Origin of the sequence: Streptomyces sp. NPDC001816 (assembly GCF_042892235.1) — a bacterium.
Classification (GTDB): domain Bacteria; phylum Actinomycetota; class Actinomycetes; order Streptomycetales; family Streptomycetaceae; genus Streptomyces.
Window position 1 is genome coordinate 286,450 of sequence record NZ_JBIATY010000002.1, and the last position, 20,466, is coordinate 306,915.

The 20,466-nt window shown below is 72.4% G+C and carries 24 protein-coding genes; 13 read left to right on the plus strand and 11 right to left on the minus strand.

Annotated elements, in window-relative coordinates; all coding sequences use genetic code 11:
* Nucleotides 1-4 precede the first annotated feature (4 nt).
* The 3 genes from ACFYZZ_RS07000 (at nucleotide 5) to ACFYZZ_RS07010 (ending at nucleotide 3,148) form a co-directional block, all read left to right on the plus strand.
* Complete coding sequence (locus ACFYZZ_RS07000) at nucleotides 5-352, plus strand: sodium:proton antiporter (protein ID WP_389172490.1); 348 nt, start codon at nucleotides 5-7, stop codon at nucleotides 350-352.
* Nucleotides 352-2,118 carry a complex I subunit 5 family protein gene (locus ACFYZZ_RS07005; protein WP_389172492.1) on the plus strand — a complete coding sequence of 589 codons (1,767 nt, stop codon included), beginning with the start codon at nucleotides 352-354 and terminating at the stop codon, nucleotides 2,116-2,118. Before ACFYZZ_RS07000 ends, ACFYZZ_RS07005 begins: the two co-directional genes overlap by 1 nt.
* A 76-nt stretch (nucleotides 2,119-2,194) precedes the next feature.
* A complete protein-coding gene (locus tag ACFYZZ_RS07010) occupies nucleotides 2,195-3,148 on the plus strand; it encodes a ribose-phosphate diphosphokinase (protein ID WP_389172494.1) in 954 nt (317 codons plus the stop codon).
* Between the two features lie 9 nt (nucleotides 3,149-3,157).
* Here ACFYZZ_RS07010 and ACFYZZ_RS07015 read toward each other — a convergent pair whose 3' ends face one another.
* Nucleotides 3,158-3,538: an anti-sigma factor antagonist gene (locus ACFYZZ_RS07015; protein WP_389172496.1), complete on the minus strand. Its 381-nt coding sequence runs from the start codon at nucleotides 3,536-3,538 to the stop codon at nucleotides 3,158-3,160.
* Nucleotides 3,539-3,691: 153 nt separating this feature from the next.
* Nucleotides 3,692-4,120 carry a MarR family winged helix-turn-helix transcriptional regulator gene (locus ACFYZZ_RS07020; protein WP_389172498.1) on the minus strand — a complete coding sequence of 143 codons (429 nt, stop codon included), beginning with the start codon at nucleotides 4,118-4,120 and terminating at the stop codon, nucleotides 3,692-3,694.
* 105 nt (nucleotides 4,121-4,225) lie between these two features.
* Between ACFYZZ_RS07020 and ACFYZZ_RS07025 the strand changes: the two genes are divergently transcribed.
* From ACFYZZ_RS07025 to ACFYZZ_RS07035, 3 genes are all read left to right on the plus strand, one after another.
* Nucleotides 4,226-5,683 (plus strand): aldehyde dehydrogenase family protein, encoded by a 1,458-nt coding sequence (locus tag ACFYZZ_RS07025; RefSeq protein ID WP_389172499.1) that lies wholly within the window; start codon nucleotides 4,226-4,228, stop codon nucleotides 5,681-5,683.
* Nucleotides 5,684-5,706: 23 nt separating this feature from the next.
* Nucleotides 5,707-6,813 carry an NAD(P)-dependent alcohol dehydrogenase gene (locus tag ACFYZZ_RS07030; protein WP_389172501.1) on the plus strand — a complete coding sequence of 369 codons (1,107 nt, stop codon included), beginning with the start codon at nucleotides 5,707-5,709 and terminating at the stop codon, nucleotides 6,811-6,813.
* A 109-nt stretch (nucleotides 6,814-6,922) separates the two neighbouring features.
* A complete protein-coding gene (locus tag ACFYZZ_RS07035) occupies nucleotides 6,923-7,768 on the plus strand; it encodes a hypothetical protein (protein WP_389172503.1) in 846 nt (281 codons plus the stop codon).
* Between the two features lie 4 nt (nucleotides 7,769-7,772).
* Here ACFYZZ_RS07035 and ACFYZZ_RS07040 read toward each other — a convergent pair whose 3' ends face one another.
* From ACFYZZ_RS07040 to ACFYZZ_RS07060, 5 genes are all read right to left on the minus strand, one after another.
* Nucleotides 7,773-8,336: a TetR/AcrR family transcriptional regulator gene (locus tag ACFYZZ_RS07040; RefSeq protein WP_386578026.1), complete on the minus strand. Its 564-nt coding sequence runs from the start codon at nucleotides 8,334-8,336 to the stop codon at nucleotides 7,773-7,775.
* Nucleotides 8,333-8,695 carry a DUF1304 domain-containing protein gene (locus ACFYZZ_RS07045; RefSeq protein WP_389173652.1) on the minus strand — a complete coding sequence of 121 codons (363 nt, stop codon included), beginning with the start codon at nucleotides 8,693-8,695 and terminating at the stop codon, nucleotides 8,333-8,335. The genes ACFYZZ_RS07040 and ACFYZZ_RS07045 overlap by 4 nt, the downstream gene beginning before the upstream one ends.
* 63 nt (nucleotides 8,696-8,758) lie before the next feature.
* Nucleotides 8,759-9,997, minus strand: a complete 1,239-nt coding sequence (locus ACFYZZ_RS07050) for a helix-turn-helix domain-containing protein (RefSeq protein WP_389172505.1) — start codon at nucleotides 9,995-9,997, stop codon at nucleotides 8,759-8,761.
* Nucleotides 9,998-10,091: 94 nt separating this feature from the next.
* On the minus strand, nucleotides 10,092-11,723 hold the full coding sequence (locus tag ACFYZZ_RS07055; RefSeq protein ID WP_389172507.1) for an amidohydrolase: 1,632 nt from the start codon (nucleotides 11,721-11,723) through the stop codon (nucleotides 10,092-10,094).
* An 18-nt stretch (nucleotides 11,724-11,741) separates the two neighbouring features.
* Nucleotides 11,742-13,244, minus strand: coding sequence for an APC family permease (locus tag ACFYZZ_RS07060; protein WP_389172509.1), 1,503 nt, complete (start codon nucleotides 13,242-13,244; stop codon nucleotides 11,742-11,744).
* A gap of 125 nt (nucleotides 13,245-13,369) precedes the next feature.
* On the opposite strand from ACFYZZ_RS07060, the gene ACFYZZ_RS07065 reads away from it, so the two are divergent.
* Nucleotides 13,370-14,089 (plus strand): TetR/AcrR family transcriptional regulator, encoded by a 720-nt coding sequence (locus tag ACFYZZ_RS07065; RefSeq protein ID WP_389172511.1) that lies wholly within the window; start codon nucleotides 13,370-13,372, stop codon nucleotides 14,087-14,089.
* 65 nt (nucleotides 14,090-14,154) lie between these two features.
* Nucleotides 14,155-14,619, plus strand: a complete 465-nt coding sequence (locus ACFYZZ_RS07070) for a pyridoxamine 5'-phosphate oxidase family protein (protein ID WP_389172513.1) — start codon at nucleotides 14,155-14,157, stop codon at nucleotides 14,617-14,619.
* Between the two features lie 58 nt (nucleotides 14,620-14,677).
* Here the strand turns inward: ACFYZZ_RS07070 and ACFYZZ_RS07075 are convergent, their stop codons facing one another.
* Nucleotides 14,678-14,986, minus strand: coding sequence for a DUF4235 domain-containing protein (locus ACFYZZ_RS07075; RefSeq protein ID WP_389172515.1), 309 nt, complete (start codon nucleotides 14,984-14,986; stop codon nucleotides 14,678-14,680).
* Nucleotides 14,987-15,205: 219 nt separating this feature from the next.
* Complete coding sequence (locus tag ACFYZZ_RS07080) at nucleotides 15,206-15,655, minus strand: nitroreductase family deazaflavin-dependent oxidoreductase (protein WP_389172517.1); 450 nt, start codon at nucleotides 15,653-15,655, stop codon at nucleotides 15,206-15,208.
* Nucleotides 15,656-15,895: 240 nt separating this feature from the next.
* Here ACFYZZ_RS07080 and ACFYZZ_RS07085 point away from each other — a divergent pair, with 240 nt between their 5' ends.
* Complete coding sequence (locus ACFYZZ_RS07085) at nucleotides 15,896-16,348, plus strand: nuclear transport factor 2 family protein (RefSeq protein WP_389172518.1); 453 nt, start codon at nucleotides 15,896-15,898, stop codon at nucleotides 16,346-16,348.
* Between the two features lie 17 nt (nucleotides 16,349-16,365).
* Here ACFYZZ_RS07085 and ACFYZZ_RS07090 read toward each other — a convergent pair whose 3' ends face one another.
* A complete protein-coding gene (locus ACFYZZ_RS07090; protein ID WP_389172519.1) occupies nucleotides 16,366-16,998 on the minus strand; it encodes a LysE family transporter in 633 nt (210 codons plus the stop codon).
* A 294-nt stretch (nucleotides 16,999-17,292) separates the two neighbouring features.
* Between ACFYZZ_RS07090 and ACFYZZ_RS07095 the strand changes: the two genes are divergently transcribed.
* Together ACFYZZ_RS07095 and ACFYZZ_RS07100 are read left to right on the plus strand one after the other, a co-directional pair.
* Complete coding sequence (locus ACFYZZ_RS07095; protein WP_389172520.1) at nucleotides 17,293-18,522, plus strand: cytochrome P450; 1,230 nt, start codon at nucleotides 17,293-17,295, stop codon at nucleotides 18,520-18,522.
* Between the two features lie 12 nt (nucleotides 18,523-18,534).
* Nucleotides 18,535-18,732 (plus strand): ferredoxin, encoded by a 198-nt coding sequence (locus ACFYZZ_RS07100; protein ID WP_389172522.1) that lies wholly within the window; start codon nucleotides 18,535-18,537, stop codon nucleotides 18,730-18,732.
* A 39-nt stretch (nucleotides 18,733-18,771) separates the two neighbouring features.
* Here the strand turns inward: ACFYZZ_RS07100 and ACFYZZ_RS07105 are convergent, their stop codons facing one another.
* Nucleotides 18,772-19,326, minus strand: a complete 555-nt coding sequence (locus ACFYZZ_RS07105) for a TetR/AcrR family transcriptional regulator (RefSeq protein WP_389172524.1) — start codon at nucleotides 19,324-19,326, stop codon at nucleotides 18,772-18,774.
* A 128-nt stretch (nucleotides 19,327-19,454) separates the two neighbouring features.
* On the opposite strand from ACFYZZ_RS07105, the gene ACFYZZ_RS07110 reads away from it, so the two are divergent.
* On the plus strand, nucleotides 19,455-19,913 hold the full coding sequence (locus ACFYZZ_RS07110) for a nuclear transport factor 2 family protein (protein ID WP_389172525.1): 459 nt from the start codon (nucleotides 19,455-19,457) through the stop codon (nucleotides 19,911-19,913).
* Between the two features lie 9 nt (nucleotides 19,914-19,922).
* A complete protein-coding gene (locus tag ACFYZZ_RS07115) occupies nucleotides 19,923-20,456 on the plus strand; it encodes a flavoprotein (RefSeq protein ID WP_389172527.1) in 534 nt (177 codons plus the stop codon).
* The last annotated feature ends 10 nt before the right edge of the window (nucleotides 20,457-20,466 follow it).

Below are 20,466 nucleotides of genomic sequence, written 5' to 3' on the forward strand. Positions count from 1 at the left end.
CGTGATGCACGTCCTTCCCTACCTGATCGCCGCCTACGTCTTCCTGGCCGGCTGCTACGGCCTCGCCACCAGCCGCAACCTGATCCACACCGTGGGCTGCCTGGCCGTGTGCCAGTCGTCCACATACGTCCTGCTGCTGGCCGTCGGCTACCGCGACGGGGCGACCGCGCCGGTCTTCTCCGACATCGAGCCGGGCTCCCGGCCGGTTGTCGACCCGGTCGTGCAGGCCCTCACCCTGACCGACATCGTCGTCGGCGCCACCGTCACCGCGCTGCTGCTCGCCCTCGTCCTGCAGGTCGCCAAGCGGCACGGGACCCTCGACCCGGACGAGCTGAGAGAGCTGCGCGGCTGATGCACCACCTGCTCCCGCTGCTCTTCGCGGTGCCGCTGCTCGGGGCCGCCCTACTGGTGGCCACAGGCCGCCGGCTGCCCCGGGCCGTCGCCGAGACCACAGGGTGCGTCGTCTCCGGCGCCACGGCCGCCCTCGCGCTCGTGCTGCTCCTCAACTCCTCGCCCCCGCTGGTGGAATGGGTCGGCGGCTGGCGGCCCGTCGAGGGGGAGAGCGTCGGCATTGTGCTCGTCGGGGACGGTCCGGCCCTGGGCATGGCCGCGCTGGCCGCGCTGCTCACCCTGTCGGCGCTGGTTTACTCCTGGCGCTACTTCGACGAGCCGCCGCGTGGCCACGCCGGTGCGTTCCCGGCGCTGATGCTGGTCTTCCAGGGCGCGATGTGCGGCTTCGCGCTCGCGGGCGACCTGTTCAACGCGTTCGTGTTCTTCGAGCTGATGAGCGTCGTCGCCTACGCGCTGACCGGCTACCGGATCGACGAGGCGAAGGCCGTGCAGGGCGCGCTGACCTTCGGCGTCGTCAACTCCCTCGGCGCGTACGCGATGCTGGCGGGCATCGGCCTGCTGTACGCCCGCACCGGCGAACTGGCCATGGCGAAGATCGGACGCGGCGTGGACGGCGCGGCCGCGCAGGGCGGGCCGGACGCCCTCGTCCTCGCCGCGTTCGTGCTGGTCATGACCGGGTTGCTGGTGAAGGCGGCCGCCGTGCCGTTCCACTTCTGGCTCCCCGACGCGCACGCGGTCGCCCCCACCCCGGTGTGCATGCTGTTGTCCGGCGTCATGGTGGAACTCGGCGCCTACGGCGTCTGGCGCGTGTACGGCACCGTATTCGCCGGACCCGGAGGCATCCCCGCCGCCGACCTGACCCGGGCACTGGTGACCCTGGGTGTCCTCACCGCCGCGATCGGCGCCGTCATGTGCTGGTACCAGCGGCACATCAAACGGCTGCTCGCCTACTCCACGGTCGCGCACACCGGCCTCTTCCTCGTCGGCCTCGGCGTGCTCACCCCCGAAGGGGACGATGGGATCGCCCTGTACATCCTCGGGCATGGCGGCGTGAAGGCCGCGCTGTTCGCCTGCACAGGCGCCCTCCTGGACCGGTTCGGCAGCGTCGACGAGCACGCCCTGCACGGCAGGGCGCGCGGGATGCGCACGTTCGCGGTGATGTTCGCGATCGGTGGGCTCGCCCTCGCGGGCCTGCCGCCGTTCGGTACGGCCCTCGGCAAGGCGATCACCGAGGAGGCGATCGGCGGCCCGCTCACCGTGGTGTTCGTGCTCGCCTCCGCGGTGACCGCGGGCGCGGTGCTGCGGGTGACCGCACGGGTGTTCCTGGGGCTGGGGCCGCGCCCGAGGGACGCCGAGTACGAGACCAGCGGGTCCGGCGAGCGGCCCGAGACCGGCAGGAGACTCGGCCGCATCCCGGACTCCATGACCGCGGTGCCCGCCGTGCTGCTCGCCGCCGCCTTCGCCGTCGGCGTGGCCCCCGGCCTCGCCGCTCTGGTGGCCGACTCGGTCAACGAGGCGGGGTCGGGCGGCGCCCATGCCTCCGTCCGCTGGACAGCGCACGGCATCCTGCTGGGCCTGGCCTCCTCCCTGCTCGCCGTGGGTTTCGCCGCCCTCGCCGTGACCCGCCCGCGCTGGGTGGCCGCCCCGGACTGGGCGCTGCCGCTGCGCCGCCTGCAGTCGGGCCACATCGGCGACTACGTGGCCTGGCTCCTGGTCGGCGCCACCGTGCTGGGCGCGCTGACCCTGCCCGGGGTGCTGGGCGGCTGACCGTCCGGTGCCTCGCATCTCCGGCCGCCAGTAGCATGATCGACGCAGCCCGTGATGATCATGCGAGGAGCGGATCGTGCGAGACATCGCCGTCTTCAGTGGCAGTGCCCATCCTGAACTGGCTCAGGAGGTCTGCGCCCACCTGGGCGTGCCACTCAGCCCGACCCGGGTCAGCCGGTTCGCCAACGACTGTCTGGAGGTGCAGCTTCAGGCCAACTGCCGGGAACGGGACGTCTTCCTGATCCAGCCGCTCGTCAGGCCCGTGCAGGAGCACCTGGTGGAGCTGCTGCTGATGTGCGACGCGGCCCGGGGCGCCTCGGCCGGCCGGATCACCGTCGTCATGCCCCACTACTCCTACGCCCGCTCCGACAAGAAGGACGCGCCCCGCATCTCCCTCGGCGGACGGCTGGTCGCCGACCTGCTGGTGGCCGCGGGGGCGAGCCGGGTCCTCGCCATGACCCTGCATGCACCGCAGGTGCACGGCTTCTTCTCGGTGCCGGTGGACCACCTGCACGCGCTGCGCGAACTGGCCGCGCACTTCCGGCAGTACGACCTCTCGCGCACCACGGTCGTCTCCCCGGATCTCGGCAACGCCAAGGAGGCCGCCGCCTTCGCCCGGCTGATCGGCGCGCAGGTGGCGGCCGGTGCCAAGCAGCGGTTCGCGGACGACCGGGTGAGTATCAGCTCCGTGATCGGGGACGTGGCCGACCGGGACGTCATCGTCCTGGACGACGAGATCGCCAAGGGCAGCACCGTCCTCGAACTGCTGGAGAAGCTAAGGGAGTTGGGGCCGCGCTCGATCCGCGTGGCCTGCACGCACGGGCTGTTCGCGGCCGGTGCGCTCAAGCGGCTGAGCGAGCAGCCCGACGTGCTGGAGATCGTGTGCACCAACACCGTCCCGGTACCTCTGGACGAGCACACCGACAAGCTGCGCATCCTGTCCATCGGTCCCGCCCTCGCCGAGGCCGTTCGCCGCATTCACAACGGTGAGTCCGTGAGCGCCCTCTTCGAGGAGCCGAGAGGCGCCTAGGCCCTGTCGTCACAGCGATCCGGACGTGGCCTCGGGCTGTTCCAGGGCAGCCTCCAGCGTCGCCTGCGGCGGCAGCAGCCGGGAGAGTCCGGTGACGCGGAAGACGCGCAGGGTCAGCGGGTGGGTGCACACCAGGTGCAGCCGCCCGCCCCGCTCCAGCACCCGGCTGCGGGCTCGGTAGAGCAGGCGCAGCCCCGAGCAGTCGAAGAACTCCACGGACCGCAGGTCGATCACGATCCGGACCCCGGGCCGGTCGGTGATCCGGTCCAGGGTGGATGCGATCTCCGTCGCCGCCGCGATGTCGATCTCGCCGCGGAACTCCACCACCGTGTGCCCGCGGTCCTCGCGTATGCGCAGATGCCGAGTGAGTGGCGTGGGCCCCTCCTGCACGACGGCATCACCTCCCACGCGCGCCTGGAAAGCCGTGTCTCGACCGTCAAGTTACCCTCGATAGAAGGAATTTGAGCATGTTCGATTGACATATGTCTTCGAGTTTGGCGCCGCGTGTCGCTTCGTGATGTGGACGGCAGGGTTCCAGGACGGCTACGACAGCGCCTGCCACGCCTTCGAGAGTGCCCGCCGGAATTGCTCGCGCTGGTGCGCCGTGAGGTCCTCGACCATCCGCTCCTCCAGCTCCCGCACCGGCTCGGCGAACCGCGCCAGCAGCTCGCGCCCGGCGTCGGTGAGCAGGATCAGCAGCTCGCGCCGGCTCTGCGGATTGCGCTCCCGGCGGATCAGCCCCCGCGTCTCCAGGGAGCGCACGAGGTCGGCCATGGACTGGGCGGTGACGAACGAGTCACGGGCGAGCCGGGCCGCGGAAAGACCGTCGTGCCTCTCCAGCACGGTCAAGGCCGTGTACTGCAGGGCCGTGATCCCGGCGGGCCTGACCAGCTCGTCCAGGCGGGAGCGCGCGGCGAGTTCGACCTGCTTGACCATGTAGAGCAGCGACGGGCCTGTCCTGGTACCGACCATGCGCCCACCCTAGACCATTGACAGGAATCCTGACCGAAACGAGACTGCAGACCAACAGGATTCCTGTTTATTGAAAACTTGGCGATCTACGCTGGGGAGCGGGCAATGACGACCACCACCGACACCGGTCCGGGTCAGCTGTTCATCGGCGGCGGCTGGCGCGAGGCCACCGACGGCGCCCGCAGAGAGGTGCTCGACCCCTCCACCGGGCAGCCGGTCACCGCCGTCGCCGAGGCGAGTGCCGACGACGTCGACGCCGCCGTACGCGCCGCCCGCGAGGCCTTCGACGCGGGGGAGTGGTCCGGGCTGAGCGGCCGGGAGCGCGGCCGCGTCCTGCACCGCGCCGCCGAGCTGATCCGGGAGAACGCCGACGAGCTGGCGGCACTGGAGAGCCTCGACGTGGGCAAGCCCCTCACCCTGTGCAAGGCCGTCGACATCGCCAACGCGGCGGGCGACTACGAGTACTACGCCTCCCTCGCCTTCACCCTCGACGGCGCCACCCGCGACACCCCCCTCAACGCCCTCGCCTACACCCGGCGCGAGCCGCTCGGCGTGGTCGCCGCCATCACCCCCTTCAACTTCCCGCTGATCCTGGCCGGTTCGAAGCTCGGCCCCGCCCTCGCCGCCGGCAACACCGTCGTCCACAAGCCCGCCGACGAGACCCCGCTCAGCGCCCTGTACATGGCCCGGCTGCTCACCGAGGCGGGTGTCCCGGCCGGTGTCGTCAACGTCGTGACAGGCAGCGGCCCGGTGGCCGGCGAGGCGCTGCTCGCCCACCCCGGCGTCGACAAGATCGCCTTCACCGGGTCCACCGCCGTCGGCCGGCACGTGGCCGGCACCGCCGGTCAGGCCCTCAAACCGGTCACCATGGAACTCGGCGGCAACGCGGCCCACATCGTCTTCGAGGACGCCGACCTGGAGAAAGCGGTCGGCGCGGTCATCAAGGGATTCGTCTTCAACACCGGCCAGTTCTGCATGGGCGGCCCCCGTCTGCTGGTCGCCCGCCCGGTCTACGGCACCCTGCTCGGCATCCTCGCCCAGGCCGTCCCCGGCGTCCCGGTCGGCGACCCGCGCGACCCGGACACCGTCGTCGGCCCGATGGCGGGGGAGCGGCACCTGCGCAAGGTCGAGGAGTACGTCGACCTCGCCCGCAAGGAGGGCGGCCGCATCGTCTGCGGCGGCGAGCGCCTGGACCTGGACGGCGGCTTCTACTACCGGCCCACCGTCATCGCCGACCTGCCCGACGACTCCCGGGTGATCCAGGAGGAGATCTTCGGTCCCGTCCTCACGGTGCAGCCCTTCGACTCCGAGGACGAGGCCGTCGCCCTCGCCAACTCCACGCCCTACGGCCTGGCTTCGGGTGTCCAGACCGGTAACCTGGCCCGCGCCCACCGCATCGCCGCCCGCCTGCAGGCCGGAATCGTCTGGATCAACGACTGGGCGCTGCTCGACCCCGCGGTGCCCTTCGGCGGTGTCAAGAACTCCGGTTTCGGCCGCGAGTACGGCCCCGAGGCGCTGGCCGCCTACACCAAGGTCAAGTCCGTCGTCGTCTCGCTCGACTGAGCGGCATCACCAAGGAGTTCAGGATGACCCTCACCACCCGTGCCGCCGTCGTCGAGTCCGGCGGAGCGCCCTTTACCCTCGCCGACGTCGAACTCGACGCCCCCGGACCGCACGAGGCGCTCGTCCGCATGGTGGCGGCCGGCCTGTGCCACACCGACCTCGGCGTGGCGAGCGGCGCACTGCCCTTCCCTCTCCCGGGAGTGCTGGGCCACGAGGGCGCGGGCGTCGTCGAGGCCGTCGGCTCCCAGGTCACCGGGGTGGCCCCCGGCGACCACGTCGTACTGTCCTTCACCTCCTGCGGGCGGTGCCGCAACTGCAACGCCGGCCACCCCGCCTACTGTGCGACCTGGCTGCCGCTCAACCTGACCGGCGGGCGCCGCGCGGACGGCACCCACACCGTCAGCCGGGGCGGGGAGCCGCTCGGCGGCCACTTCTTCGGCCAGTCCTCGTTCGCGGAGCGCGCCCTGGTGGACGAGCGCAGCCTCGTCAAGGTCGACCCGGACGTGCCGCTGGAGTCGATCGCCCCTCTGGGCTGCGGGGTGCAGACCGGAGTCGGCGCCGTCTGGAACGTACTGAAGCCCGAGGCCGGCAGCACACTCGTCGTCCTCGGCGCCGGAGCGGTCGGCCTGTCGGCGGTGATGGCGGCCGCGCTCACCCCCGCCACTACGATCATCGCCGTCGACCGGGTCCCCGAACGGCTGGCACTCGCCGAGGAACTGGGCGCGACCCTCACGATCGACTCGACCGAGGAGAGCGTGCCCGAACTGATCCATCACCTGACCGGCTACCGGGGCGCCGACGGCGTCGTCGAGACGACGGGCAACGTGGGCGTCCTGAGCGAGGGCGTCGACGCGCTCGCCGCCCGCGGCACCCTGGTCGTCGTCGGCGCCCCGCCCTTCGGCACCGAGGTCTCCCTGGACGTCAACGGGCTGCTCGCAGGCAAGCGGATCGTCGGCCTGACCCTGGGCGACGGCGAGACCCGGACCTTCATCCCCGCCCTGGTCCGCCTGGTGCGGGAGGGGCGGCTCCCGCTGCACCGCCTGATCAGCACCTACCCGTTCGCGGACATCGACCGGGCGGTACGGGACATGACCGCGGGCAAGGCGATCAAGCCCGTACTCACCTTCTGAGGCCTCGGTCCCGGCCGCCGGATCGTCCGGCAGACCTGTCGAGCCCCGAACGTTTCGGTCCGTCGCCGCGTCGGAGGAGCGCAAAGACAGTCCAGGGACAGGGGCGGGCATGCGCAGGGGACTTGTGGCCGTGGCGGTACTGGCAGCCGTGACGGCGGTGGGGTGCGACGACGGCACCGGAGTACGGGTGGTGGTCGACGGTACGCCACCGGCAACCCCGTACAGCGGTTCGCTCGACGTCCCCACCAAGGCCGTGGACGACGACAGCCCCCGGTCCCTGCGGCTGGCCTCCGGAGCCGCGGGCCGGGCGCTGGAGTGCGACGGGGAGATCTTCGAGGGCGGCGGCCCCGACGGGTGGGAAAGGCCGGACGGCGGCGGCACACCGGAAGAGGGGCTCAAGCTCTACTTCGACATGTTCCAGCCGGTGCAGCCCGACCACGGCTACCGCGTGGAGCGCGAGGAGCCCGGCCGGGTGCTGTACTGCTTCGACGTGAACGGCCGTACCAAGGTGGCCGTCGTGGTGGCCAAGGACCAGAAGGACCGGCCCGGTTGGGGCCCGGAGACGAACGCCTCCTGCGACCCCGCCGAACTCCCCGCGACGTTCTCGGCCGCCCAGGGCTGGGAGGTCTGGACGGACCGGAACGGCCGGCGGGTACCGGTGAGCCGGCTCAGCAGTTCCGCCGGCCCGGAACACTGCGACTGGCAGTCGGCCCACTTCCTCGACCTGGACGGCCGCCACTACGCCCGCGACCCCGAGGGCGTCCTGCGCCGCGACGGCCTGCTCACGACGCCGTACCGCGCGCACGTGCGCATGCCTGCGGGCGCTCATGACACCGGGTACCACTACCGCGACCGGCGCCTGTGGCTCACCGACGACAAGGACACGGCCTACGTCCGCACCTCCGGCGCAGTGGAGGCCTGGCCGCAGACGAAGAACGGTCCCGCCTGCAAGTGACCCGTCACCGGCTGCGGTGCAGCGCGACCAGCAACTGCCAGACCTGGTCCGCGACTTCCTCCGGCCCGGCCTCCAACAGCCCGTGCAGCCAGTCCGCGAGGACCCCCGCGAAGGTCGCCGCGACCGCCGAGGCGACCAGCGGGGCGTCCGCCGCACCCGCCAGCTCGCGCTCGGCGAGGCTGCGGGCCCGCAGATCCCGGTGCAGCACCCGGCCGAGCGGCCCGCCGCCGCCCGGCGCGAGCAGCGACCGGTACAGGGCCGCGTGCGGGGCGAGGCTCGCGAAGAACTCCCGCAGCGCGGGCGGTGAGTTGACCGGGTCGGGCCGTCCCCGCCAGGCGTGCAGCGCGTCCACCGCCTGCCGTACGACGTCCGCGCACGTGTCGACCGCCAGCGCCTCCAGCCCGTCGTAGTGGACGTAGAACGTGGCCCGGCCCACCCCGGCCCGGCGTACCAGCGCGGCCACGCCGACCTCCTCCAGCGGGCGTTCGGCGCACTCGGCGAGCAGGGCCGCGCGCAGCCGGGCGCGGGTGCGCGCGGCCCGCGGGTCCTCCTGGGGCGCCGGGGTCATCGCGCGACGAGCACGGCCGCCAGGGCCAGCGCGCCGGGCAGCGCCTGGGCGAACAGGATGCGGCGGTTGGCCGTGACGGCACCGAACACGCCCGCCACCACGACACACGACAGGAAGAAGACCTGCACCCGGATCCCGGTCGGGTCGGCCGCGATCAGCCCCCACACCAGGCCCGCGGCCAGAAAACCGTTGTAGAGGCCCTGGTTGGCAGCCAGCGGCGCGGTCGCCCGGGCCATCTCCGGATCGAACCCGTGCAGGCCCCGACCCGGCTTCTTCTGCCACAGGAACATCTCCAGCACCAGGATGTACGCGTGCAGCGCGGCCACCAGGCCGACCAGCACGTTCGCCACGATCTCCACGACCAGCGGCCCCCTCATCTACTTGGACAGGTGTCCAGGATAGCCGGACACCTGTCCAGGAAGTCATCTGGGGGTCCACACCCCGGCCGCGGCGTCCCTGCGCAGCTCCCGGGCCCGTAACGCCAGCTGGATCTCGAAGCGGGCCGCCGGGTCGTGCAGCAGCTCACCGAACAGCTCGTCCAGCTGCCGCATCCGGTAGCGGACCGTCTGCGGGTGCACGGCCAGACGTGCGGCCACCTCCGCGACTCCGCGGCCGGACTGCAGCCAGCCCAGCAGGGTCTCCGCGAGCCGCTCCCGCTGCGGCGGACGCACCTGTTCCAGCGGGCGCAGCCGGCGCTCGGCCATCGCGTCCAGCAGTGCGTCGTCCCGCAGGAGCAGCAGCGTGGACAGGTGGTCCTGGCAGCGCACCACACCACCGGCCGGGTCCGTGCCGGACAGCACACCGCGCCGTACGAGATCCAGCGCCTCGGTGGCCCAGCGCAGCGAGCGCGCACCCTCGTTCAGCGCCACCGTGGGCCCCATCGCGGCGCGCAGCCCCTGCAGCGCCCCGGCCACCGCACGCGCCCGGCCCGGTCCCTCCGGATCGGGCACCACCAGCAGCGCGGGCTGGACGTCGAACCGGGTGAGGAACTCCGGCGGCACGATCGGCCCCGCGCCGGGCCCGGGGTCCACGGCCACCACCGCCACCGCCCGCGGCATCGTCCAGCGCGCGGCATGCGCGAGATCGGCGATCGCCCCCGCCGAGGCCGGGGGATCGGCGGTCAGCAGGTCCACCAACCGGGCCCGCCGCTGCTGGAGTTCACCGGCGGCGTGCAGCCGGGCCTCGGTGTAGGCCGCGGTCGCCGCGGCCGCCATCTCGTCCAGATGCAGGAACAGTGCCTCACCGAAGGCGCCCAGCACATGGCGGGGCAGCAGCCCGCCGTCCACCAGGGCGTTGACCCGGCGCCAGGTCACCCGGGCGCCGAGCCGCAGCGCCGACTGGAACGAGTCGAGGCTGCGGCCCTCCTCGGCCTCCCCGCGGCCGATGCGCTCGTACGTCTCCCGCACCGGCTCCCAGTCGGTGTCCGGCTGGGCCATCCGCTCCAGCAGCCCGCGCAGCGCATGGTCCACGCCCCGGTTCACGGCCTGCATGTACGTGTCGTCCATGGGGCGCGCGTACTCGGGGATCCCGGTCCCGATCGCGCGGACGACCTCCTCGGTGATCTCGGGGACATACGGTCTGAGGCGGTCCGGCAGACCCGGGGGCAACGCCTTGAACGGGCCGCCCGTGTCCACGCCCACCGCTGCGGCTCTCTTCGGCACTCTGGTGACGATACCCGCGGGTAACTCCCGCGGGCTCATCACTCGAGGACAGTTGTCCGTGCGGTACTTGTGCACCGGTGACAAACGGAGCGCCTCACGCCCCGGCGGCCGCGTACACCCGCTCGCCTTCCACATAGGTGAGCGCCACGCTCGTCTCCGCGATCGCCTCCGGCGGCCCGGCGAGCGGATCCCGGTCCAGCACCACCAGGTCGGCGAGGGCCCCGACGGCCACCCGGCCGGTGTCGTCCAGGTGGTTCACGTACGCCGACCCGGCCGTGTACGCCGTGAGCGCGTCCGTCAGGCTCAGCCGCTCGTCCGGCAGGAACACCGGCCCCGTGCTGCCCGGTTCCACGCGGTTGACCGCGACATGGATGCCCTGCAGCGGATCGGGACTGCTCACCGGCCAGTCGCTGCCCGCCGCCAGCCGTGCCCCGGAGCGCAGCAGCGCCCCGAACGGGTACTGCCACGCGGCTCGTTCGGGCCCGAGGAACGGGATGGTCAGCTCGTCCATCTGCGGCTCGTGCGCGGCCCACAGCGGCTGGATGTTCGCGGTGGCGCCGAGCCGCGCGAAGCGCGGCACGTCGTCCGGGTGCACCACCTGAAGGTGCGCCAGGTGCGGCCGGTTGTCGTTCGGCCCGTTGACGGCGCGCGCCGCCTCTACGGCGTCCAGCGCGTCCCGTACGGCCCGGTCGCCCAGCGCGTGGAAGTGGCACTGGAAGCCGAGCGCGTCCAGCTCGGTCACGTACTTGGGCAGTTGGGCCGGATCGATGAAGCTCTTGCCGCGGTTGGCGGTCGCGCAGCCGCACCGGTCGAGATAGGGGTCGAGCAGCGCGGCCGTGTGGTTCTCGGCGACCCCGTCCAGCATCAGCTTCACGGTGCCCGCGCGGAACCGGCCATGGCTCGACGCGGCCCGCTTCTCGACGAGTTCGGGGATCTGCTCGGCCCCGCGCTCCCGGTCCCACCACAGGGCGCCGGTCACCCGCGCCGTCAGCGAGCCGTCCCGGGCCGCCGTCAGATACGCCCCGGCCGGGTCGTCCATGCCGAGGAAGTCCCCGATCAGCGCGTCCTGCCAGGCGGTGATGCCCAGCGCGTGCAGATGCCGCTGGGCGTGCAGCAGCGCGGCCAGCCGGTCCGCCGCCCCGGCGGGCGGGGTCAGCCGGCCGACCAGCTGCATCGCACCCTCCTGCAGCGTGCCGCTCGGCTCGCCCGAGGCGTCCCGCTCGATCCGTCCGTCGGCCGGGTCGGGCGTGTTCCCGTCGATGCCGGCCAGCTCCAGCGCGCGGCTGTTCACCCAGGCGCCGTGGTGGTCCCGGTTGGGCAGGTACACCGGCCGGTCCGGGACGACCGCGTCCAGCAGTTCCTTCGTCGGCGTACCGCCCTCGAACGCCTCCATCGACCAGCCGCCGCCGAGGATCCACTCCCGCTCGGGGTGGGCTTCGGCGTACGCGCGCACCGCGGCCACGGTGTCCTCGGCGGTCGTCCTGCCGCTCAGGTCGCACTGGGTCATTTCGAGGCCGGCCGGCACCGGATGGACGTGCGCGTCCTGGAAGCCCGGCAGCAGCAGCCGCCCGGCCAGGTCGACCACCTCCGTGCGCGGCCCGGCCAGCTCGCGCACCTCGTCGTGCCCGACGGCGGTGATGCGGCCCCCGGTGACGGCCACGGCGGTCGCGCTGCGGCCGTCCGGAGTGAGGACGGGGCCGCCGGTGAAGAGCAGATCAGCGTGCATGATGCCTTTCCTGGTAGGTCAGTTGGCGGTGGTCAGAAGCTGCTGGGAGTCGGCGTCGGTGCCGACGCCGGTGCGGAAGTACGGTGATCGGCGCACCCACTTCGCCCACGCGGCCACGACGAACCCGGACACGATCATCGCCAGCGGCATGAGCAGCAGGAACCAGCCGTTGTCCGCGCTGACCTCGAAGTGGTCTGCGGAGCTGTAGAAGGACCAGCCGAGGTAGCCGCCGAGACCCAGCAGGGCGACGGCGCTCAGCGTGGGCAGCACCACGGCTCGTACCCCCTGCCGCCAGTCCTCGCGCAGCAGGGACCGGAAGCGCACGGCGGCGGCGAGCGCGGTGAGCGCGTAGGACAGGGCGACGACGATCCCGACGGCGTTCACCGTCGCATTGATCATGTCGGAGAGGCGCGGGATCACCAGCGCGAGCACCGCCACCGTCGTGGCCAGGGCCCCGATCAGCACAGTTCCGACCGCCGGCGTCCCGTACCGGGGGCTGACCTTGGCCCACACCGGTCCGAGGGTGCGGTCCCGGCTCATCGCGAACATGCCGCGGGCCGTCGGGATGACCCCGGCCTGCAGCGAGGCCACCGCCGAGAACATCAGCGCCACCAGGGGCAGTGCGGCCAGCGGCTGAGCGGCCAGCCGGTCACCGAAGTACGCCAGCCCCTGCGCCCCGTGCCCGGCCAGCTCGCCCTCGGACAGCACCCGTTGGAAGGCGATCGAGCCGAGCAGGAAGAGCCCGAGCATGGTCACCAGGGTGATCGTCCCGGCCCTGGAGGCGTCCCGGGGATCGCGCACCTCCTCGTTGACGGTGAACGCGGCGTCGAAGCCCCAGTAGCAGAACACCGACAGCAGCAGCCCCTGCGCCAGCCCGGTCGCCGAGGGGATCTCGAACGGGTTGAACCAGGACAGCTCGAAGGGGTGCGGGCCGGCCACGATGCCGTATCCGCAGAAGCCCAGCAGCACGACGTACTCGAAGACCAGCAGCCAGGTCTGCAGCCGGGCCGCGGTGCGCACGCCGGTCACGGCGGTGAGGGTCACCGCGACGAGGACCAGGATGCCCACCGCCGTGGTCTGCGCGGTCGAGTCCGGATCCAGGGCGAGCGAGCCGATCCGGTGCAGGCCCGCGTCCCCGGCCAGTTGCAGCATCGCGGAACCGGTGACCGCCGTGGTGTACGCGAGGAACGCAATGCTCGCCACGAAGTTCACCCAGCCCACCATGAAGCCGAGCCAGGGGTTGAGCGAACGGCCCACCCACACATAGCCGTTGCCCGCATTGGGCTCCACCTTGTTCAGCCGGGAGTAGGCACCGGCGATGCCGAGGATCGGCACGAAGGCCAGCAGCATGATGGCCGGCAGATGCAGGCCGACCACACCGGCCGTCACACCGAGGCCGATGCCGATGCTGGTGGTCGCGGCCGTACTGGACGCGGCGACAGCGACGCCGTCCAGCACGCTCAGGGACTTGCGCAGCTCGGGCCGCGCGGGTGGATCCACACCGAAGGGGGTCTCGCTCATCGCCGGTTCTCCGCTCGCACCGGGGGGCCTGGTCGGCCCCGGTGACCGCAGATGAAACCGCCGGTGCACTTCACAGGTCAACGGTGTTGTCATAAGGTGCCGGGCACACACCAGGGAGGGCTCTCATGACCGACCGTGTCGTCCCGGCCGCCGACCGGCAGCGCAGGCGCCCCACCAAACAGGGCGTCGTGCTCTCCGCGGAGCTGATCGTCGAGACCGCGCTCCGGCTGATCGAGGAGCACGGCGCCGAAGCCCTCTCCGTCCGGCGCCTCGGCCGCGCCCTGGGCGCCGACCCCAGCTCCCTGTACCGGTACTTCCGGCACACCGACGACCTGATGCTCGCCATCGCCGACGAGCTGATCGGCCGTACCCTGCGGGTCTGGCGGCCCACCGGCGACTGGCGCGCCGACCTGCGTGACCTGGGCCTGCGCATGCACGCGGGCGCCCTCGCCCACCCCCGGGCGGCGATGCTCAGCGCCCACCGGGTGACCGGCCGGGTGCACGAGATCCAGGCGGTCGAGAGCATGATCGGCGTGCTCCGCCGGGCCGGGTTCCCGGATCCGGAAGCGGTACGGATCTACCACGCCTTCGTCGACCAGGCCCTCGCCTTCGGTGCCCTGGACTCCGCCGTCACCGCCCTGCCCCGGGCCGCCCAGCAGGCCGAGGCCGGGGTGTGGCGGGACACCTACGCCCGGCTGCCGGCCGACACCCACCCGAACATCGCGGCCACCGCCCGCCACCTCGTGGCCTCCATGCGGACCAGCTCCTACCCGGCCGCACTCGATCTGCTGCTGACGGCGGCCCAGACACGCCTTGATCACATCCGTGCGCAGACGGAAGGCTGACGGTCACACTGGACGCCGTCCGCACGTCATACGAGTACAAGCCCGTCCCGAGGAGGCCGTACGACATGACCCCGCCGCCCGCCCGCACTGCCGAACAGCGCAAGAAGGACACCCTCCACCGGCTGGAGCACGACGAGGACGCCTGGGTCGCCACCGCGGGCGAGGACGGCGGCGCGCCGTATCTCGTCCCCCTGTCATTCGTCTGGGACGGCGCCACCCTGCTGATCGCAACCCCGGCCGCGAGCCCCACCGGCCGCAACCTCCTGGCCACCGGCAAGGCCCGCATCGGCATCGGACCGACCCGGGACGTCGTCATGATCGAGGGCGTCGTCCGGGCCGTGACGCCCGAGGACCTGCCCGAGGAGGACGCCGAGATCTTCGCCGGCAAGACCGGTTTCGACCCGCGTCAACTCACCACCCGCTACCTGTACTTCAACGTCCTCCCGCAGCGCGTCCAGGCCTGGCGCGAGGAGAACGAGCTGCAGGGGCGGGAGCTGATGCGCGACGGGGTGTGGCTGGTCGCCGACTGACACCCGAGAGCGACCCGCGGGCCCGGCCCGCGGGTCAGTCGTGGTCCCGGCCCGCAGATCAGTCGTGGTCCCGGTCGGCCTTCTCGGCGACCGGCCACGCACCCGTCGACCGGGCGATGGCCTTGGCGCCGGTGCGGTCGACGGCGCTGCGCACCACCGCGAAGATGGCACCCTCGACCGCCGCGGCGAGCAGGACCTCGCCCCAGCCGCGGTCCGGGTCCAGCGCGTCGGGCGGGACCTCCTCGTGCCGGAGCGCCCGCCACGCCCTGCGGAAGGCCAGCCCCGCGAGCGCCCCGCCCATCCAGCTGAGCGCGAAGCCGAGCGGTGCGTAGACGAGGGGGAGTTTCTTCTTCTTGTACTTCGCCATGGGTGACTTCTTCCTCGCCCCGCGCCCCTCAAGCGGGAGGCCCGCACGGCGCCACCCGTTCGCCCGGGCGCACGGACCGGCCGCCCGGGCAGGACACAGAAGGGCCCCGCCGCGACGGGGGAACGCGGCGGGGCCCTGATGCACTGACTGCCCGCCGGGAAGCCGGTTCATGCCTCCCGGAAACAGATTTTTCTAGAACGAGCCGTTTCCCGGCCTGAATCAGCTCCCGTCGAGCTGCTCCAGGACGAACACGGGGATCTCCCGTGAGGTCTTCTTCTGGTAGTCGGCGTACGGCGGGTATGCGGCCACGGCCCGCTCCCACCACTCGGCCTTCTCCGCGCCGGTGACCTCACGGGCCCTCATGTCCCGCTTGGCCGCACCGTCCTGCAGTTCCACATGGGGTTCGGCCTTCACGTTGAAGTACCAGACGGGGTGCTTGGGCGCGCCGCCGAGGGAGGCGACCACGGCGTACCGTCCCTCGTGCTCCACCCGCATCAGCGGCGTCTTGCGGATCTTCCCGCTCCTGCCGCCCCGGGTGGTCAGGATGATGACCGGCATCCCGGTGTCCAGCAGTGTCGTGCCCTTCGTCCCGCCCGAACTCTCGTACAGCTCGACCTGCTCGCGCACCCACTGCGTCGGGCTGGGTTCGTACTCGCCCTCAAGCGGCATGGCAACCGTCTCCTCGGTCGGTCCAACGACTGACGTGCGGCCACGTACAACACCCGCGGCCGCGCGAATCATCCGTACCGCGGGCCACTTCGCCCGGGCGGGTGATTACCCCGCGGGCCATCGCGCCGCCCCGGACGCCTCGGGCACAGTGATCCCGGGTGATCACCACACACCCGCCGCGGCCGGCCCGGAGACGAGAACACGAGAAGACGAGAAGACGAGAAAGGGGGCGCGGCGCTCATGCTTCCCGACTGCACCACCCCGACCCGCTCCGTCGTGGAGGAACTGCTCCGCCGGATCGGCCAGGGCGACCCCGAACGGATCGGCGAGCTGTACGCGGAGCACGGCGACTGGAAGCTGAGCTGGCCGCAGGACGAGCACGGCCGCGCCGACACCCCGTGGATCCGGCACCGCTCCACCCGCACCGACGCCGTCGCCCACTACCGCGAGCTGGCCGCCCACCACGTCCCGGAAAAGGCGGACACCCGGATCGAACGCATCCTGGTCGACGCCGACGACGCGGTCGTGCTCGGCACCATCCGGCAGACGGCCGAACCGACCGGCCGCTCCTACACCGCCCGGTTCGCCCTGCACCTCACCGTCCGGGACGGCCTGGTCGTGCGCCACCACGTCTACGAGGACAGCCTCGCCGTCGCCCGCGCGTTCGCACCCGGCCCCGCGCGCGTGCCCTGACCCCTGACCGCCGGCGGTCACCCGGGTGCCACCGTCATCCGCGCCGCCAGCACCAGGATCACCCCACTGGAGACCAGCGCCGTCAGCAACCGTCCCCGGCGGCCCGTGAGGACGCGGCCGAGCAGGGCGCCGCCGCCCGCCAGCAGCAACTGCCAGCTCGCGGAGGCGGCGAAGGCCGCCAGGACGAACACGGCCCGCTCCAGTGGTCGTACGGCGTCCGCGGTACTGCTGCCGAGCACCAGCGCGACGAAGTAGATCACCGTGACCGGGTTGAGGAGGGTGATCCCGAGAAGGCCGAGATAGGCGCGTCCTGCGCCGGGAACCGGCCGCTCGGGGCGGGTGGCCAGGCGATGGGCGCGGTACTGGCGCAGCGCCAGTACCGCGCCCCACACCGCGAGGGCGACGAGGACCAGGGCCGAGGTCCAGCGCAGCGGGGTCAGCGCCGGCCGTAGCGCCGCGGCCATGGCCGAGCCGCCCGCCGCGGCCACCAGTGCGTACAGGCCGTCGGCCGTGGCGATGCCGAGGGCGGCGCAGGCGCCGGTGCGCAGCGAGGTGCGGGCGGTGAGGGAGACCAGGTAGGTCCCGACCGCGCCGACGGGAATCGCGATGCCGTAGCCGGCCAGCAGGCCGGCGAGGAGCGCGGCCGTCACGGGCGCGCGGGCTCGGGCCTCCGGTGACGGCCGGGCTGCTGCTGGTCCCGCACCGGCAGGACGGCGGCGGGGGTCGGCGGCAGAATGGTGTCCATAAGCAACATGGGCAGATCCTCGGGTCGCCGGCTCCGCGGCGGCAAGCGAATTTCGGCGCGTTCCCGCCCCCGGTGACCACACTCTTCGGCCAGATCGCACCGATCACCGATCTGGCCGAACTTGTCGTCGTCCCATAGGTGCCTGGGGCATCTAATGAAGATCGGCACGACGCACTTCTTTCGTCTGCGAGGTCTTTCCATGACGGAACTGACGGACATCACCGGCCCGGCGAACCCGGCCGAACCCGTCGCCTTCCCCCAGGACCGCACCTGCCCCTACCACCCGCCCACCGGCTACCAGCCGCTGCGCGACGGGCGACCCCTGTCCCGCGCCACCCTCTTCGACGGCCGCGAGGTCTGGCTGGTCACCGGGCATGCCGCCGCCCGCGCGCTGCTCGCCGACGGTCGCCTCTCCACCGACCGCAGCCGCCCCGACTTCCCGATGCCCACGGCCCGCTTCACGGCCGTCCGCGACCGCCGGGTCGCGCTGCTCGGCGTCGACGACCCCGTGCACCAGCGGCAGCGGCGGATGATGATCCCGTCGTTCACCCTCAAACGCGCGACCGAGCTGCGGCCCACCATCCAGCGGATCGTCGACGGGTGCCTGGACGCGATGATCGAGAAGGGCCCGCCGGCCGAACTGGTCTCCGCCTTCGCCCTGCCCGTGCCGTCCATGGTGATCTGCGGTCTGCTCGGGGTGCCGTACGCCGACCACGAGTTCTTCGAGGAGCAGTCCCGCCGGCTGCTGCGCGGCCCGTCGGCCGCCGACACCCAGGCGGCGCGCGAGCGGCTCGAGGCGTATCTCGGCGACCTGATCGACCGCAAGGCACAGCAGGCCGAACCCGGTGACGGGGTCCTGGACGACCTCATCCACCAGCAGCTGAGCGAGGGCGCGCTGGACCGGACCGAACTGCTCTCGCTGGCCGTCATCCTGCTGGTCGCCGGCCATGAGACGACCGCCAACATGATCTCCCTCGGCACCTACACCCTGCTCCAGCACCCCGACCGGCTGGCCGAGCTGCGCGCCGACCCGGCGCTGCTGCCCGCCGCCGTCGAGGAGCTGATGCGGATGCTGTCCATCGCGGAGGGCATGCTGCGGGTGGCCCTGGAGGACATCGAGGTCGCCGGCACCACGATCCGGGCCGGCGAGGGCGTGCTCTTCGCGACCTCGGTCATCAACCGCGACGCTTCCCTGTACGACGACCCCGACGCCCTGGACTTCCATCGCCCCGCCCGCCACCACGTGGCCTTCGGCTTCGGCATCCACCAGTGTCTGGGCCAGAACCTGGCCCGTGCGGAGCTGGAGATCGCCCTCGGCACCCTGCTGCGGCGGCTGCCCGGCCTGCAGCTGGCCGCGCCCGCCGAGAAGATCCCCTTCAAACCCGGCGACACGATCCAGGGGATGCTGGAACTCCCCGTGACCTGGTAAGAGGCTGAGTCCATGCACATTGAGATCGACAAGGACGTCTGCATCGGCGCGGGCCAGTGCGCGCTTGCCGCACCGTCCGTGTTCACCCAGGACGACGACGGCTTCAGCATGCTGATCCCCGGCAGCGAGGACGGCGTGGGCGACCCGATGGTCCGCGAGGCGGCCCGCGCCTGCCCGGTGGGCGCGATCAAGGTGACGGAACCGGCCTGATCCGCTGCCCGGCGTCTGCCCGATCCGTCCGGGCAGGTCCTAGCCGGCCGCCGCCACCAGCACCCGGGCCGCCTCGCGGGCCTCGGCCGCCGGCCGGGTGCTGCCGGTGACGCCCGCCGTGACCATGGCGCCCTCGGCCAGCAGGAACAGGGGGCCGGTCAGCGCGGCGGGCAGTCCCGCTTCGGTCACGAGCGAGGCGAGGTAGCCCCGGAACGCCTCCTTGTGCGCGCGCACCTGCTGCGCCACCCGGGCCGATGTGGCGCCCAGTTCGCCGTACGCGTTGATCCAGGCGCAGCCGCGGAAGCCGTCCTCGCCGAACCACCCTTCCAGCCAGTCGAAGACGGCCGGGATGCGCTCCCGCGGGTCCGGCTGCCGTGCCACGTGCTCGGCGAGCCGGCCGCGCCAGCGCTCGTCCCGGCGGGCCAGGTAGGCCTCGACGAGCTGGTCCTTGGTGGGGAACAGCTGGTAGAGGCGCTTGAGCGAGACGCCCGAGGCGCCGCGCAGCTCGTCCATGCCCACGGACTGGATTCCCCGGGCGTAGAACAGCCCCTCCGCGGCGTCGAGCGCCTGCTCCCGGGCGACCGCGCTGTCCATCTGCGACCTCACTCCTTGACGAGAGAACGTACGTTCTCCTACGGTAGCAGCCACTGCGGAGAACGCTCGTTCTCCGATGCCGCGCATGCCGTGCATGCCGTGCAACCCGTATGAGCCGAGGAGTCACCATGGCCGACCGCCCGCCTCTGCCTCCCTTCACCCGCGAGACCGCCGAGGAGAAGGTCCAGGCCGCCGAGGACGCCTGGAACACCCGCGACCCGCACAAGGTGGCGCTCGCCTACTCGGAGGACTCCGTCTGGCGCAACCGCGACACCTTCGTCACCGGCCGCGCCGAGATCGTCGAGTTCCTCGCCGCCAAATGGCGCCGCGAGCGGGACTACGCGCTGCGCAAGGACCTGTGGGCCTTCGACGGCAACCGCATCGCCGTCCGCTTCCAGTACGAGTGCCGGGACGCCGACGGGCAGTGGTGGCGCTCCTACGGCAACGAACTCTGGGAGTTCGACGAGCACGGTCTGATGACCCGTCGGGAGGCGAGCATCAACGACCTGCGCATCGCGGAGGACCAGCGGCGCATCCACGGACCGCGGCCCGAGGCCGAGCGGGGGCAGACCTTCCCGCTTCAGTAGGGTGCCCGGATGACCGCACAGGACCGGAAGCCCTTCCTCTACGTCGTCGTCTGCGCGGCCGGGATCGCCGACGGCGTCAGCAAGCTGATCACCGTTGCCCAGGAGCGGAGCTGGGAGGTCGGGGTCATCGCCACACCCGTCGCCATGGGCGGCTTCTTCGACATTGCCGCCGTCGAGGCCCAGACGGGCCGGCCGATACGGTCCGCCTGGCGCTCCCCGGCCGACCCGCGCCCGTTCCCGCCGCCGGACGCCGTGGTGGTGGCCCCCGCCACCTTCAACACCGTCAACAAGTGGGCGGCCGGACTGGCCGACACCCTCGCCGTCGGCACCCTGTGCGAGGCCGCCGGGCTGGGTGTGCCGATCGCCGTCCTGCCCTGTGTGGCGGACGCGTTGGCCGCCCACCCTGCCTACCAGGACAGCCTGATCCGGCTGCGCGGGATGGGCGTCCGCTTCGGTGAGCCGTACTCCGGCATGCCCGAGGAGGGCGGTGGGCGGCCCGAGTTCCCCTGGGAGAGCGCGCTGGACCTGCTGGAGCGGCCCTGAGGGACGGCAG